The sequence below is a fragment of the Pseudomonas sp. Ma2-10 genome, assembly GCF_054330215.1.
On the sequence record NZ_JBTEYL010000011.1, the window covers coordinates 105581 to 120628 of the forward strand.

13 protein-coding genes and 3 pseudogenes are annotated in these 15048 nt (G+C 57.8%); 10 read left to right on the forward strand and 6 right to left on the reverse strand.

Features of this window, described 5'->3' with window-relative positions:
* Positions 1 to 130 precede the first annotated feature (130 nt).
* Positions 131 to 226 (reverse strand): annotated as a pseudogene (locus ACXPVS_RS15365) (GFA family protein); the annotation flags it as partial.
* A 273-nt stretch (positions 227 to 499) separates the two neighbouring features.
* Between ACXPVS_RS15365 and ACXPVS_RS15370 the strand changes: the two are divergent.
* Positions 500 to 1807 carry a CitMHS family transporter gene (locus ACXPVS_RS15370; RefSeq protein WP_458510691.1) on the forward strand — a complete coding sequence of 436 codons (1308 nt, stop codon included), beginning with the start codon at positions 500 to 502 and terminating at the stop codon, positions 1805 to 1807.
* 84 nt (positions 1808 to 1891) lie between these two features.
* The gene (locus ACXPVS_RS15375; protein WP_458510692.1) at positions 1892 to 2659 is read left to right on the forward strand and encodes a TerC family protein; all 768 of its coding nucleotides are present in this window, start codon (positions 1892 to 1894) and stop codon (positions 2657 to 2659) included.
* A gap of 60 nt (positions 2660 to 2719) precedes the next feature.
* Here the strand turns inward: ACXPVS_RS15375 and ACXPVS_RS15380 are convergent, their stop codons facing one another.
* Entirely contained in the window at positions 2720 to 3001 is a 282-nt protein-coding gene (locus ACXPVS_RS15380; protein WP_458510693.1) for a DUF6124 family protein, read from the reverse strand.
* A gap of 461 nt (positions 3002 to 3462) precedes the next feature.
* On the opposite strand from ACXPVS_RS15380, the pseudogene ACXPVS_RS15385 reads away from it, so the two are divergent.
* From ACXPVS_RS15385 to ACXPVS_RS15420, 8 genes and pseudogenes are all read left to right on the forward strand, one after another.
* Positions 3463 to 3959, forward strand: a pseudogene (locus tag ACXPVS_RS15385) (PAAR domain-containing protein).
* Positions 3960 to 3978: 19 nt separating this feature from the next.
* A complete protein-coding gene (locus tag ACXPVS_RS15390) occupies positions 3979 to 5136 on the forward strand; it encodes a DUF2515 family protein (RefSeq protein ID WP_458510694.1) in 1158 nt (385 codons plus the stop codon).
* Positions 5133 to 5771: a hypothetical protein gene (locus ACXPVS_RS15395; protein WP_458510695.1), complete on the forward strand. Its 639-nt coding sequence runs from the start codon at positions 5133 to 5135 to the stop codon at positions 5769 to 5771. Before ACXPVS_RS15390 ends, ACXPVS_RS15395 begins: the two co-directional genes overlap by 4 nt.
* A gap of 50 nt (positions 5772 to 5821) precedes the next feature.
* Positions 5822 to 6409, forward strand: a complete 588-nt coding sequence (locus tag ACXPVS_RS15400; RefSeq protein WP_458510696.1) for a hypothetical protein — start codon at positions 5822 to 5824, stop codon at positions 6407 to 6409.
* Positions 6410 to 6676: 267 nt separating this feature from the next.
* A complete protein-coding gene (locus tag ACXPVS_RS15405; RefSeq protein WP_458510697.1) occupies positions 6677 to 8335 on the forward strand; it encodes a Na/Pi cotransporter family protein in 1659 nt (552 codons plus the stop codon).
* 56 nt (positions 8336 to 8391) lie between these two features.
* On the forward strand, positions 8392 to 9768 hold the full coding sequence (locus tag ACXPVS_RS15410) for a M16 family metallopeptidase (RefSeq protein ID WP_458510698.1): 1377 nt from the start codon (positions 8392 to 8394) through the stop codon (positions 9766 to 9768).
* Between the two features lie 63 nt (positions 9769 to 9831).
* A complete protein-coding gene (locus ACXPVS_RS15415; RefSeq protein WP_458510699.1) occupies positions 9832 to 10863 on the forward strand; it encodes a DUF5924 family protein in 1032 nt (343 codons plus the stop codon).
* A gap of 18 nt (positions 10864 to 10881) precedes the next feature.
* Positions 10882 to 11028 (forward strand): annotated as a pseudogene (locus ACXPVS_RS15420) (ABC-type transport auxiliary lipoprotein family protein); the annotation flags it as partial.
* A 25-nt stretch (positions 11029 to 11053) separates the two neighbouring features.
* Here ACXPVS_RS15420 and ACXPVS_RS15425 read toward each other — a convergent pair.
* The 4 genes from ACXPVS_RS15425 to ACXPVS_RS15440 all read right to left on the reverse strand — a co-directional run bounded on the left by ACXPVS_RS15425 (position 11054) and on the right by ACXPVS_RS15440 (position 15047).
* Positions 11054 to 12283, reverse strand: coding sequence for a nucleoside recognition domain-containing protein (locus tag ACXPVS_RS15425; protein ID WP_458510700.1), 1230 nt, complete (start codon positions 12281 to 12283; stop codon positions 11054 to 11056).
* A 103-nt stretch (positions 12284 to 12386) separates the two neighbouring features.
* Positions 12387 to 13718, reverse strand: coding sequence for a glutamate/aspartate:proton symporter GltP (gene gltP, locus ACXPVS_RS15430; RefSeq protein ID WP_458510701.1), 1332 nt, complete (start codon positions 13716 to 13718; stop codon positions 12387 to 12389).
* Between the two features lie 697 nt (positions 13719 to 14415).
* Positions 14416 to 14880, reverse strand: coding sequence for an inhibitor of vertebrate lysozyme family protein (locus ACXPVS_RS15435; RefSeq protein ID WP_458510702.1), 465 nt, complete (start codon positions 14878 to 14880; stop codon positions 14416 to 14418).
* A gap of 2 nt (positions 14881 to 14882) precedes the next feature.
* On the reverse strand, positions 14883 to 15047 hold the full coding sequence (locus ACXPVS_RS15440) for a DUF1328 domain-containing protein (RefSeq protein ID WP_003177151.1): 165 nt from the start codon (positions 15045 to 15047) through the stop codon (positions 14883 to 14885).
* Position 15048 lies beyond the last annotated feature (1 nt).

Consider the following 15048-nt stretch of genomic DNA (forward strand, 5'->3'; position numbering starts at 1 on the left):
AAGGCAGCGGATCAAGGGCTACCACGCCCAGGGCTACTTCGACGCCAGCCCCCTTGCTCAGGCGCGTGCCTTGTGTGAGCAGGCGGCGCAATTGTTCCTCGGCTTCGCCGGGCAAATGTTCATCCAGATGGACCCATGGGGTCACGATCCCGCTGCTGACCCGTCGGCAAATCGAACAATGACAGTGGGCGATGTCATGCAAAGGCCCTCTGAATTGATAGCGCACGACCGGTTACACATCTGGTCAATGCGTTCATCCGCGAAAGCTGGGTGAAAGCTTCCCCGATTAGGATCGCCCCCACTACCGGCAACAGACCGGTCGGCCAATGCCAGTGTTTGATCGCTCGCACAGCCCAATTAACAACAACAATGGTGATCCTGATGTCCTCTGCTACCCGCCGCTTCGCTGTCACTCCGCCCATACGTCTCGTGCTTCCCGTTCTGCGCTGACCCACCCGGTTCGCCCATTCCCTAGCCGCGCTATGCCTGGAGTATTCCCATGCTGACTTTCCTTGGCTTTGCCATGGTCATTACGTTCATGTTCCTGATCATGACCAAGCGCCTGTCCGCGCTGATCGCTCTGATCATCATCCCGATCCTGTTCGCGCTGTTCGGTGGTTTTGCGCCGAAGATCGGTCCGATGATGCTCGAAGGCATCACCAAACTCGCACCGACCGGTGTGATGCTGATGTTCGCCATTTTGTACTTCGCCTTGATGATCGATTCCGGCCTGTTCGACCCGGCGGTGCGCAAGATCCTCAAACTGGTCAAGGGCGACCCGTTGAAAGTGTCGATCGGCACCGCCGTACTGGCGCTTGTCGTCTCCCTCGATGGTGACGGCGCGACCACTTACATGATCTGCGTGGCCGCCATGCTGCCGCTCTACAGCCGCATCGGCATGAGCCCGCGGATCATGGCCGGCCTGATTATCCTCGCCGGCGGCGTGATGAACATGACGCCATGGGGCGGCCCGACCGCGCGTGCGGCCAGTGCACTGCATGTGGACCCGTCCGACATCTTCGTACCCATGATTCCGGCGATGGCTTTCGGGGTGCTGGCCATCCTCATGATTGCCTACTTCTATGGCAAGCGTGAGCGTGCGCGCCTGGGTGAGTTGCATCTGGTGGGCGATGAAATCGACCACAGTGAAATCAGCGTTTCGCAATTCCCGGATGCCCGTCGTCCGAAGTTGATCTGGTTCAACGGCGCCCTGACCCTGGTCCTGATGTGCACCCTGGTTGCCGGTCTGTTGCCGCTGCCGGTGCTGTTCATGGTGGCGTTCAGTATCGCGATGATCGTCAACTACCCGTGCCTGCAACAGCAGAAGGACCGCGTCGCGGCCCACGCCGGTAGCGTGCTGGCAGTGGTCGGTTTGATCTTCGCGGCCGGTATCTTCACCGGTATCCTGTCGGGCACCGGCATGGTCGATGCGATGTCGAAAAGCCTGTTGGCGGTCATCCCGGACTTCCTCGGCCCGTACCTGGCGGTGATCACCGCACTGGTGAGCATGCCGTTCACGTTCTTCATGTCGAACGATGCATTTTATTACGGCGTGTTACCGGTGCTGGCAGAAGCCGCCAGCCATTACGGTATAACTGCGGTTGAAATGGCGCGTGCCTCGATCGTCGGTCAACCCGTTCACCTGTTGAGCCCGCTGGTACCATCGACCTACCTGTTGGTGGCCCTGGCCGGCATCGACTTCGGTGATCACCAGCGTTTCACCCTGAAATGGGCGGTGCTGGTTTGCGTATGCATACTGATCGCCGCCTTGCTGATGGGGATTTTTCCGTTGTTCAGCACTCTGTAAGCCCAAGACTCACCATGAAGGGTCCAGGCTTTGTTGTTTGAAGCCGGGCCCTTCGTGGTTTAACACTTCCACAAAGGAATACACATGGAATGGCTGACCAACCCTGAAATCTGGGTTGCCTTCTTTACCCTGACCGCCCTGGAAATCGTCCTGGGTATCGATAACATCATCATGATTTCGATCCTGGTCAGCCGCATGCCCAAGCACATGCAAAAGCGCACCCGGATTTTCGGTTTGGCGCTGGCCATGGTCACGCGGATTCTGTTGTTGCTGTCGATCACCTGGGTCATGCGCCTCACTGCGGACCTGTTCGAAGTGTTCGGCCAAGGCATTTCCGGGCGTGACCTGATCCTGTTCTTCGGTGGTCTGTTCCTGCTGTGGAAGAGCTCGCAAGAGATGTATCACGCGCTGGAAGGTGAAGATGAAACCAACGAGGAGCCGGGTGGCAAGGGCGGCAACTTCCTCTACACCATCATTCAGATCGCGATCATCGACATCGTGTTCTCGCTGGACTCGGTCATCACCGCCGTGGGCATGGTGTCCCACGTACCCGTCATGGTCGCGGCGATCATCGTTGCCGTGCTGGTGATGATGTGGGCTTCCGGCACCATCAGCGAGTTCATCGACAAGCACCCGTCGCTGAAAATGCTGGCGCTGTCGTTCCTGTTGATCGTCGGCACCGTGCTGATTGCTGAATCCCTCGACGTTCACGTGCCAAAAGGCTACGTCTACTTCGCCATGGCGTTCTCGCTGGCGGTGGAAGCGATCAACATCAAGATGCGTACCGCGATGGCGAAAAAGCGCAAACAGCAGGATCCGGTGAAGCTGCGCAAGGACATTCCGGGTCAGTAACCCCGGTCAGCATAAAACCTGTGGGAGCAAGCTCGCTCCCACATTTTTTTTGCTCTGTGATTACCCTGGCGGATCGAGGTTATCCAGCACTCGATTCACCGCCAATTCCCCCAACATGATGCTTTGCTGAATCCCCAGCAGAGTGCTGCGCTGTGGGCCATCCAGAAACCCTGCGAAATCACTGGCCATTACGCTGGCTGACGCCAACGGTTCGCAGGCGTGCCCGAGCAAGGTTTCGTTATCGACCTTGGGGTCTATGAAGAAAATGCTGCTGGGTTTGCGCGGTGGGAAGTCGTGGGGGACCGGATCGGTGTCCGGTGGGTTGGGCGTTACCTTGAACATAAGCTGATTTACTCCTAAATGGGGCCGCTTACCGTTCTCTACTAAAAGAAGGGTGGCGGCCGTGCGCAGGTTAGTAGACCGGGGAGAATCAGCATTGCCGGCGCGCCGAAGCGCCCTGCGCACAGCCACCATCAGGTTCAGACAAAAAATCTGACTGACAGCGCTTCTGCACCTTACTGAAAACACCTCAGGCCACTAAACCCGACCACTGATAGGTAGTGGCAGGGAAACGATAGAGGCCAGGGCAAGGCGCACAAGCCGGCGGATTCTGGCGTAACCGTAGGCAACGGCGCAAGGCGTTGTAGCCTCCGAGAAGTAACCCAGGGTGTCACTAAACGAACGCGTGAATCGGGCCGGAGAAATTGAAGAATTAGCCGACAGTCCATTCCAGAGGTTGACGCATCGTGCTTGGGTGGTTAGCGTCCCCCGCTCGCTTCAAACGACAATGACAAGGAATGCATATGTCTGGAAAACCGGCTGCACGCCTCACGGACCCGGCCACCTGCCCCTCCCCGGCCACGGCACCAACCCGATTGCCAGCGGCTCACCCGATGTCTTTTTCAACGATCTCGCCGCCGCTCGGGTCAGCGACAAATGCACCTGCGGTCAGGCACTCAGCGGTGGATTCTCTTCAACGGTGTTCATCAACGGCCTGAACGCCATGACCCTCGACAGCACCGCCAGCCATGGCGGCGTGGTGGTCGGCGGCTCCGGCAACGTCATCATCGGCAGCAGTCACACCCCCGAGCCATTCATTCCGCCCCTGCCGATCATCGGCCAACCCTTGGTCGAATTCAAAGCCGTCAGCGCCGGCAATAGCGAACCGATCGCCGCACAAGACTACGAAATCGAAACCGCCGAAGGCCGCATCGTCAAAGGCCAGACCAACGCCCTGGGCATGACCCAAAGCGTCGCCACCTTACAGCCCGACCTCGCCGTCGTCCGCTGGACCGTCTGAAGCCTCAAGGAAGAATCAAATGACCGGCCAATGCATCGCTCCAGACGATCTGGACATGAAAAAACTCTGGGACAGCACCTGCGAACTACCCGCCTGCAAACGCGAAACCACCACGGGCGGCCCCAACCCGAAAACCCGCGTCGAAGTGCCGTTGCTAACCTGTAACTGCCTCTGGCGCAGGTTTCAGAAAGAAGCCGAAGAATGGGTCGCACCGGGTGGCGTACTGATTGCCGACCCGCAAGTGCGCAACCGCAAGATCAACGCGGCCTATGCGCAGTTGTGGCTGGCGGATAACCGGTTTCAGTGGGCGGGGTTGGCGGCGTTTGCTTCGAAGCAGGTGGGGTGTGGGTTGATCCATGCCTCCACGCTAGACCAGAGAATCGAAGCGGAGAAAAAAGCTTACCGAAAGTTAAAAAACAGTCAGTCAAAGGATTTGTATGAACGCGTAGTGGTGAACAAATTGCGTTCGGATCCTGAGCTTTGGACACAATGGGATCAGGCCAAGCAGCAGAATTCGGTCCCCCTGACGAGTGATCCACTGTCAGGCGACGCGATTGCGTTTCTTCAAGAAGAATTGCAATACGTTCACGAAATGCTTGCGCTTGGAAACACTGCTCTTTTCCTGGATGTTTATCCATTGCACCGGTTTTTCATGGTGCGAGGGTTCAAGGAAATGGAGAAATGCCTGCCTGACCGCAGCAGCCTTAAAAATGAAGTACTTTGGCCTATTGCAGATAGAGTTGAATTCGGTGCATTCCGGACGGAGGTATCCGATACATTCAAGGCAATCGAGGCCGGAGATATTGCTACGAGCGTCGAGCTTATGGCTGCTCATGAGCAGCTAAACATTCTTCAGCCAGCCATGTATGACGTGAACCACTTCGCAAGACTTATGCAAGGCACTCAAGCCGGTGATGTTGTGTCCGTGGTAACTGGCTTGTTCACTGGAGTTTCTGAAGAGATTCAACTTACTCTAGCCAGTCAATGTAAGACTCCTGACTATCGTCAAGTCACATTTGGTCGCAATCCGTTCTCTGATTTGGCGGACAAAGACCAACGTATGGCTTTTGTTCTTCGAGCTGCAACGCAATTTGATCGTTTGCTTAAAGACCCCCTAACACATAACCAGTTGGAGCAATCGATAAGAGAGATATCCCAAGGCGGGGGCGTCAGATGAGGATGCTCTCAAAGCGTATTCGATTGTTAGTGGTTGGCACCGCTGCTGCTCTCGTTGCTTATGCAGCCTACTCCGGTAGAAGCGTAGATGTGCTTAGCGTTCACGTTGGTAAACCGTACGAGGAGGTGGTGCGAGACTCAACATTCTCAGTACAGGCAAAGACAGCCGTTTACCCCAGTGAACCACCCCATCCAAGCTCAACCTGGATCAGCAGTCCTGTTGTCATTCGGTTTGATGATCCTGAGCATGGCTTCACCTTGCCACCAACCAAATTTGGTGCAGTGACGTACAACAAGAGTAAAGTTGCAACTGTTACCACCTCTCCAATGCTCGAGACTTTGGCTTTTGAGGAACTCTTGCCCCTGCTAGACAAAATGCAGACCACGTTGAAAGAAGCGGGTTGGACACCGCGAAACGGCAGTGATTATGCTTGGTTGGTAACCACAAATGAAACTGACAGAAATGCGCTTCAGAGTAAATTGTTCGACCAGGTTGTTATTGTGATGCTCCTTATACCTCACAAGTACAGTCTTGCGCTTAACGTCAAATGCTACGCCCGCTGTAATGAGCGCGACCCGAAAACGGCGAAGTATCTAATTGATGTCAGTGTCGGTTCGGATTACTACAGCGAATGAAATGTCGCTCCAGAAGGTGGCGTCGCTGTTTGCAAAGAGCAGCATTTTTTATGCTGTTCATTTGTCTGACCTCTTTTCACATCCCAATTGATAGGTTGGCCCTTCATATCGGTAAGCCGTACGCAGCACTCGTTAAAGACTCCACATTCCCAGTCGAACGAAAAACCGCTATATACCCAAGCGAACCGCCAGAAGTAGACTCAACCTGGATTAGCAGCCCGGTGGTTGTCAAGTTTGATGACCCTCAACACGACTTCACCCTACCGCCAACGAAGTTTGGCGCTGTAGGGTACGACAAAGGGAAAGTATCGACGCTTACAACTTCACCGATGTTGGAAATTCTGTCTTTCGATCAGTTGATCCCCTTACTCATCCATTTACAGGAGATGCTGAAAAGCTCAGGGTGGATACCGCGAGATAATGAACGCCATGCCTGGCTCAGTTTTAATGATGCGATCGAGAGAAGTGATTTTCAGAATTTGTTGTTCGATCAAGTTGTAGTCGTGATGCTGCTCGTCCCTCAAAAATACAGTCTTGCCCTAAACGTCAAATGCTACGCACGTTGCGACGAGCGCAACCCGAAGACAGCGAAGTATCTGATCGATGTTAGCGTAGGTGCGGATCACTTCAGCGCTTGAACTCTCCCTCAATGAGGCTGCTGCGCAGCCCCGCGGGAGCAAGCTCGCCACAGGGTTTGTGTTCGTGCACCTTTTCACCTGAGTGGCAGGGGCTTTTTCACCTCTGCATCAAGCTGTTTTCATGACAGTTTTGTTTCAATCGCTTCTTTAGCTATGCGATGCTGGCGCGCAGGCCGTTAGCCAACTACAGCTTAAGTACAGAACGTAGATGAACGCGCGGCACCGTCAACTTGCCCCTTTGGGGCGCTACCACCACAGGGGGTCTGCATGCTCACCCTGCTCAATTTGTTATCTGCCGTGGCCTTGTTGATTTGGGGCACGCACATCGTCCGAACCGGCATCCTGCGGGTCTACGGTTCCAACTTGCGCCATGTGATTGGCCGGAACATGTCCAAGCGCTGGCTGGCGTTCGTCTCCGGGATCGTCGTCACGGCGATGGTCCAGAGCAGCAACGCCACCGCCATGCTCGTCACCTCCTTTGTCGGTCAGGGCCTGATGGCGCTGACCCCGGCCCTGGCGACCATGCTCGGGGCCGACGTCGGTACCGCGCTGATGGCGCGGGTGCTGACCTTCGACCTGTCATGGTTGTCACCGCTGCTGATCTTTCTTGGGGTGATTTTCTTCCTGTCGCGCAAACAGACCCGACTGGGGCAGATGGGTCGCGTCAGTCTCGGCCTCGGGCTGATCATCCTGGCGCTGCAACTGATCGTTGAGGCTGCTGCGCCGATTACCCAGGCCCAAGGCGTGAAAGTGATTTTCGCCTCGCTCACCGGCGACATCTTGCTGGATGCGCTGGTCGGCGCGTTGTTTGCGATGGTTTCCTACTCCAGCCTGGCCGCCGTCTTGCTGACGGCGACCCTGGCTGGTGCCGCGATGATCAGCCTGCCCGTGGCCATCGGGCTGGTGATCGGCGCCAACATCGGCAGCGGCATCCTTGCCTTCCTCAGCACCAGCATGCAGAACGCCGCCGGCCGCCAAGTGGCATTGGGCAGCCTGCTCTACAAACTGATCGGCCTGTTGCTGATCATTCCGGTGCTCGACCCGTTGGTGCACTGGATCGACAGCCTGGACTTCAGCCCTCAGGAAATGGTCATCGGCTTTCACCTGCTCTACAACACCGCGCGCTGCCTGATCCTGCTGCCCAGCGTCGGACCGATGGCCAGGCTCTGCGCGTGGCTGTTGCCGGAGCGGCCGGAGATCAACGGCACCGCCAAACCGCGGCATCTTGATCCAACAGCGCTGGTCACGCCCAGCCTGGCGCTGGCCAATGCCGCCCGGGAAACCCTGCGCATCGGTGACCTGATCGACACTATGCTCGAGGCCATGCTCGACGTGCTGAACGGCAAGCAAACCGCCATTACCCAGGAAATGCGGCGCCTGACCGATGATGTGGAATCGCTCTACGGTGCGATCAAGCTCTATCTGGCGCAAATGCCCCGCGAAGACCTCAGCGAGCAGGACAGCCGGCGCTGGGCGGAAATCATCGAGCTGGCGATCAACCTTAAACTGGCCAGCGACCTCATCGAGCGCATGCTGCGCAAGGTTCAGCAGCAGAAAACCTCGCAGCGCCGGTCTTTTTCCGAGGTCGGCCTGGAAGAGTTGGCGGGGTTGCACAGTCAGTTGATCTCCAACCTGCGCCTGGGGTTGTCGGTGTTCCTCAGTGCCGATAAGGAAAGTGCCCGCCTGTTACTGCGTGAGAAACGTCGCTTTCGCGCGCAGGAGCGCCGTCTGGCCCATGCTCACGTCAGTCGATTGCAACGTAAGATCGTGCAGAGTATCGAAACCAGCTCGTTGCACCTGGAGTTGATTGCCGACATGAAGCGTCTCAATTCGCTGTTTTGCAGCAGCGCCTATGTGGTGCTGGAAACTGCCGACACCGGCGCCCTGGCGGTCGACGATTTCGTTGACATCACTCATTCACCCTGAACGTCCACAGTTGCCTGAAGTCTGTTGAACTTACGCTGGCCGTATGGAAACCCGTTATGCGCTGTCTGTTGTTCGCCTGTCTGTTGCTTGGCTCATTCCCTTCATTTGCTCTGGATCGCTTTCAGGTCGAGGGCTACACGCTGCCCAACGGTCTGCAATTGCTGCTCAAGCCCGGCACCGAGCACGGGCATGTGGCGATTCGTCTGGTGGTCGGCGTCGGCATCGATGATTTCAGCTGCGCCGACAAGGAGCTGCCGCACCTGCTTGAACACTTGCTGTTCAGCGGCATCGACGCCACCGGCGAAGGGGGCCTGGAAGAGCGCATGCAGGTCCTGGGTGGCGAGTGGAACGCCTACACCAGCAATGCCGACACGACGTTCGTCATCGAAGCCCCGGCGAAAAACCAGCGCAAGGTCCTCGACCTGCTGCTGGCGCTACTGACCCAGACCCGAATTGACGACAACGCCATCAACGCCGCCAAACAAGTGGTCGAGCGCGAAGACGGCGGCCATTACTCGCACCTGCAACGTTGGCTGGATCGCCAGGATCTTGGCCACTCGGCGAGTAATCAACTGGCGGTGGAACTGGGCCTCAAATGCCCCGAGCGGCCGGAGGTCGATCACCTGACCCGCGATCAGCTGGAAAAGGTACGCAAGACCTGGTACGCGCCCAACAACATGACCCTGATCGTCGTCGGCGACCTTGAGCGGTTGCTGCCGGCCTATCTGGAGCGGTCTTATGGTGCGCTTGAAGCGGTCGATCCGACGGATCACCCGCCCCTCCCGGCCATCCAGGCCAGCGCTGCCCATGAGCGCACCCTGAGTCACGGTTTTGTTGGCGGCAGTGCCAAGCTGCATTGGCTGGTGCCGGAGCCGGTGCTGGGAGATCAGCACGACGAAACCTTCGACTTGCTCAAGGACTATCTGGACTGGGCGCTCTACCGCCAATTGCGCCTGGCCAATGGCTTGTCCTACGGGCCTTCGGCCGAGCGCGAGGTGTTTGGCGGTGTGGGCTTCATGAGCCTGAACGCGGACCTTGAGCGCGACGACGTGCCCGAGGCCGAACGGGTGCTGGAGGATCTGAAGGCCGGGTTGCTCAGGGATGGTCTCAATGCCGACACCTTCAACCGCATCAAACAGGCCGCCATCGCCCGCCAGGCCTGGGCCGTGCAAGGCAACCGCGCGTTGGCCGATTATTACTGGAGCGCCCTTGGGGACTATGAGGATGGCCGTTTCGCCAACCCGGCCAAGGCACTGCAAGGGGTGACGCTGGAGGACGCAAACAAAGCGATGCGTGAATTGCTGATGCAGCCGGGCTACCTACGGATCGAACAGCCATTGATCAGTGATGACCAGTTTATGTGGGCGATTGCCGGGGTGTTCGGGTTGCTGGTTCTGAGCGTACTGGCTTTGCGCTTTCATCGCAGAAAGTAACCATTTTCTGTGGTGAGGCGGTACCCTATCGAGGATTTTCCCACGACTATTGCGAACCGCCGAATGCCTACTCTGACCCTATTCGTCCAGCGCATCCTGGAACTGATGAAGCGCTACCCCGGGGTCATTGCGCTCGGCGGTTTCATCTCTGGGGTCGGCAGTTTCATTCTGGTAGATCGCCAGCAAGGTCTGGCGACCTGGATCACCACCATCATGCTGGTCAGCTGGATCTGGCTGATGCTGGAAAACAGCTTGACCAAGCTGTTCGCCAGGATCTTCAAACGCGAAATACCCCAGCCGCTGCTGCGCTACGCCACGCAGATGATCCATCAGGAAAGCCTGTTCTTCGTCCTGCCGTTCTTTTTTATCACCACCACCTGGAACAGCGGCCAACTGTTCTTTACCGGGCTGCTGGCCATCGCCGCGCTGATTTCCATCATCGACCCGCTCTACTACAAATGGCTGGCCCCCCGGCGCTGGGCGTTCCTGGCGCTGCACACACTGACGCTGTTTGCTGCACTGCTGACCGCCCTGCCCGTTATCCTGCACCTGACCACCGCTCAGAGCTTCAAACTGGCCTTAGGCACGGCCGTCGTGCTGTCGTTCCCGAGCCTGGCATCGATCTTCCCGATTCGTACCGTGCGCAACGCGCTGGCGATTCTCAGTATCACGCTGGGCATCGGCGCGCTCGGTTGGGTGCTGCGATCCTGGGTGCCGCCGGCGACCCTGTGGATGACCGACGTGGCGATCAGCACCCAACTGCAGGACCGCACCCCCGGCGACAGCCTCGATGAAGTCAGTGTCGAGCAGATTCGCGGCGGCGGGCTGTACGCCTACACCGCGATCAACGCCCCGCGCGGTCTGGATGAGCGGGTCTATCACGTGTGGCAGTTCAACGGCAAAGAGGTCGACCGCATCCCCCTGGACATCCACGGCGGGCGTAAGGAAGGTTACCGGGCCTGGACCCACAAGCAGAATTTCCCCGGTGATCCTGCGGGTAAATGGCAGGTTCGGGTGCTGACCGAAGATGGCCAGCTCATTGGTGTGTTGCGCTTCGTGGTAAAGGACAAAAAGCCTGCGACTGCCGCAAAGTAACCCGTTGCCAGCTTCGTTGTGCTCAGCGCTTGCTCGATCCTGCCCAGGTCCGAGCCGTTCGATGTCTATCGATTGCCTTCGGCCCAGAGCAGCGTATCGGCCCGCCACGGGACGCCGCAACGCTGGTCGCTGCGCCTGGCCAAGCCGCAGGCCAGCGAGGCCTTGAGGCCGAGCCCCACAGGGGGCTCGGTTAGCCGAAGAACCAGTAACAGACGCCGATCGCGCCGAGAACGCCGGCAAACTCCGCCAGCAACGCACACCCCACCGCATGACGCGCCCGTTGGATTCCCACCGCGCCGAAATACACCGCCAATACATAGAAGGTCGTTTCGGTACTGCCCTGAAGTGTCGCCGCCACCAGCGCCGGGAAGCTGTCCACGCCAGAGGTTGTCATGGTCTCGATCAGCATCGCCCGGGCGGCACTGCCGGAGAATGGTTTGACCATCGCCGTTGGCAGTGCATCCACAAAACGCGTGTCCCAACCGGCCCATTCCACCAGGTGCCGGATCCCGTCCAGACCAAAGTCAAGCGCTCCGGACGCACGCAGCACGCCGACGGCACACAGCATCGCGACCAGATACGGCAGCAGGTCCTTGGCCACGCCGAAGCCTTCTTTGGCGCCTTCGACGAATGCTTCGTAGACCTTCACCTTACGTAACGCGCCGATCACCAGAAACAGCATGATCAGCCCGAACAGCGTCAGGTTGCCGAGGATCGATGACAGGCCGGTCAGGGCGGTCGCCGAGAGCGTCGCCAGCAGCGCCATGAAACCACCGAGGGCCAAGGCACCGGGAATCAGGTACGCGAGCACCACCGGGTCCCAGATGCGCAGACGTTGCATGAACGCTACCGACAAGAAACCCACGATGGTCGAGCAACTGGTGGCGAGCAGGATTGGCAGGAACACCAAGGTCGGATCGGGCGCACCTTGCTGGGCGCGGTACATGAAGATCGTCACTGGCAGCAGGGTCAGGGAGGAGGCGTTGAGCACCAGGAACAGGATCTGCGCGTTGCTGGCGATGGTGGCGCTCGGATTGAGCTCCTGCAGCGCCTTTATGGCTTTAAGGCCGATCGGCGTGGCGGCGTTATCCAGGCCCAGGCCATTGGCGGCAAAGTTCAGCGTGATCAGGCCGATGGCCGGATGACCCGCCGGGACTTCGGGCATCAGGCGCAGAAATAATGGACCGAGCGCCTTGGCCAGCCACTCGACGATCCCGGCTTTCTCGGCAATCCGCAGAAAGCCCAGCCAGAGGGTGAGGGTGCCGAACAGCAGGATCATCACCTCAACCGATAATTTGGCCATGGCGAAAATGCTTTCCACCATCGCCGCGAAGATCCCGGCGTTACCGCCGATCAGCCATTGCGCCAGCGCCGAAACGGCCGCCACGATGAAGAAGCCAAGCCACAGGCCATTGAGCATCAGTTAAATCCCCCGAAGAATGCGGCGAATGATAGCGGGGCAGCCAGAAACGACAAACCCCGGATTTCTCCGGGGTCTGTTTTGGCTCTAAATGCAGGATGACTCAGTTGCTGGAGACTTCACCGGCCGGCAACTTTTCCTTGCTGCGCCAGTGCGGCAGGGAGTTCCAGTAGCGTTGGCCCTTGGCATCGTCGTACATGCCTTCCCAGCGGGAGATGACCAATACGGCCAAGGCATTGCCGATCACGTTCAGCGCAGTTCGCGCCATGTCCATGATGCGGTCTACACCGGCGATGAACGCCAGGCCTTCCAGTGGAATACCCACGCTGCCCAAGGTGGCCAGCAGCACCACGAAGGACACGCCCGGTACGCCGGCAATGCCTTTGGAGGTGACCATCAGGGTCAGCACCAACAGCAATTGCTGGCTGATGGACAGGTCAATGCCGTAGAGCTGGGCAATGAAGATTGCCGCGATGCTCTGGTACAGGGTCGAACCATCAAGGTTGAACGAGTAGCCGGTCGGGACCACGAAGCTGCAAATGGCTTTCGGCGCGCCGTAGGCTTCCATCTTCTCGATCACGCGCGGCAGCACGGTTTCGGAACTGGCGGTGGAGTAGGCCAGCACCAGCTCATCTTTGAAGATGCGCATCAGCTTGATCACCGAGAAGCCGAACAGGCGAGCGATCAGGCCCAGCACCACGAAGGCGAAGAAGGCGATGGCGGCGTAAACCAGAATCACCAGTTTGGCCAGCGGCACCAGAGAGGCGAAACCGAAGTTGGCCACGGTCACTGCGATCAGTGCGAAAACGCCGATCGGGGCGTAGTTCATGATCATGTGAGTGACTTTGAACATGCTTTCCGACACGCCCTGGAACATCTTTACCAGCGGCTCGCGCAGGTCCGATTGCAGGCTCGACAGACCGAGGCCGAACAATACGGAGAAGAAGATGATCGGCAGCATCTCGCCGCGGGCCATGGCCGCGAAGATGTTCGACGGGATCAGGTTGAGGATGGTTTCGATGAACGCATGTTCATGCTGAACCTCGGCGGCAGTGGCCTGGTACTTGGAAATATCCACAGTACCCAGGGTGCTCATGTCGATGCCGGTGCCCGGATGGAACACGTTGGCCAGCATCAGACCGACCACGATGGCAATGGTGGTGACGATCTCGAAATAAATGATGGTCTTCAGACCGATACGCCCCAGCTTCTTCGCGTCACCAACGCCTGCAATACCGACGATCAGCGAAGAGATCACGATCGGGATCACAATCATCTTGATCAGACGGATAAAGATATCGCCTGCTGGTTGCAGGACATTGCTGATCCACCAGGCTTTTTCGGCACTGAAGTGGTTGAGCAGTGCACCGATTGCAATCCCCAATACCAGACCGATGAGGATCTGCCAGGCGAGGCTAAGCTTTGCCTTCTTCATATCTTTACCCTTACTTGCGTTTGACTCAGACAGATGCAAAAACCGGAACGCTTGTGGCGAAAAAGTCTTGTGCATCTACCCCCGTATAAGGAGCCCCGGAGCGCGTGTTATCGGCTCTCTGGCAGGCGAAAAAAGGCGCAACTATTCAGATGCAAGGAAGCGACGTCTAATGCCGTAAACGCCTACCCTATGCCGAATCGGCATGAGTTTTTTTAACTGAAACGCGTGTCCCAACCGGTTCGAATACGACATTTCGGCAAGCATAAGTGCCGTGAACCGGCCATCGCAGAGGAGATTGGTTGTTTTTTGAACAAGGGAATGAGGGCTAAAACTTGGGAAAAAACCTACGTTCAAGCGCGAAAATTCTCGGTCTTTGAGTCGCAGTTTTCTCGATATACGGTCACCAAAGAAATACCGCGAAATGGTTTTGCGAGGGATTAGCGGAGGAGGCGAGCAGAACGCTCTAGGTCAATGCTTTTCGATGAGGAAAGCGCTTCGCAAGCCCGACGATCCATGAGTGACCGGCGAACTTGCGTCGCAGCTTCTGCCTGCCCCGGCCCTTGCGCAGGCACTCCCTGTACCCGTAGGTCACTCCGCCCCTGAAACAGGCAGAACGTCCCGGCCCCCTGATCATGCGCCTACCGTCCTCGGGTAGCGCAGTGGAAAGAAGCCATGCTGCTTCTTTCATGTGACGAATTCAGTACCAGTGTGGATCTTTCTTCAACTGTTCCATCAGCAAGTCCTGCATGCCCGGGTCCGGCTTTCCAAGAAAGCGGTAGTCGGCATGTCGCGTAGGCGACTTGTCGGCCGGCAGCCCCGCTGGCACTTCGACCAGCATGGCGTAGGCATCCTTCTTGTCGAAGCTGACGGCAACGATCAAGCGCTTGTTGAGGCATGTCGCCTGCGATTCGCAAAGCGGCCCAACCAGATACTTCTCGCCATCTTCTTCAACGGCATTCATTTGTTCGGCGTCGCCGGACAGGTTCATGACCCATTCCGGCAGGCGTTCTTCCTTCTTCACCACGTCTTGCCAGGTTTCACGGTACTGCGGGTCTGCATTGAGCAACTCATTGACCCGCGACTGGCCGTCATTGGCCGCTGTGGCCATGGCACAACCGCCCAGAAGCAGGGCGGCTGCCAGTGTCTTTACTAAAACGCTCATATTCACCCTCGACCGCGCCGGCCAAAGAAGAAGGAAGCAATAAACATCACCAGGAACACGACAAAGAGAATCTTGGCGATGCCCGTCGCGGTGCCTGCGATACCACCGAAGCCCAGTACTGCAGCGATGATGGCAATAATCAAGAATGTGATTGCCCAGCTCAACATG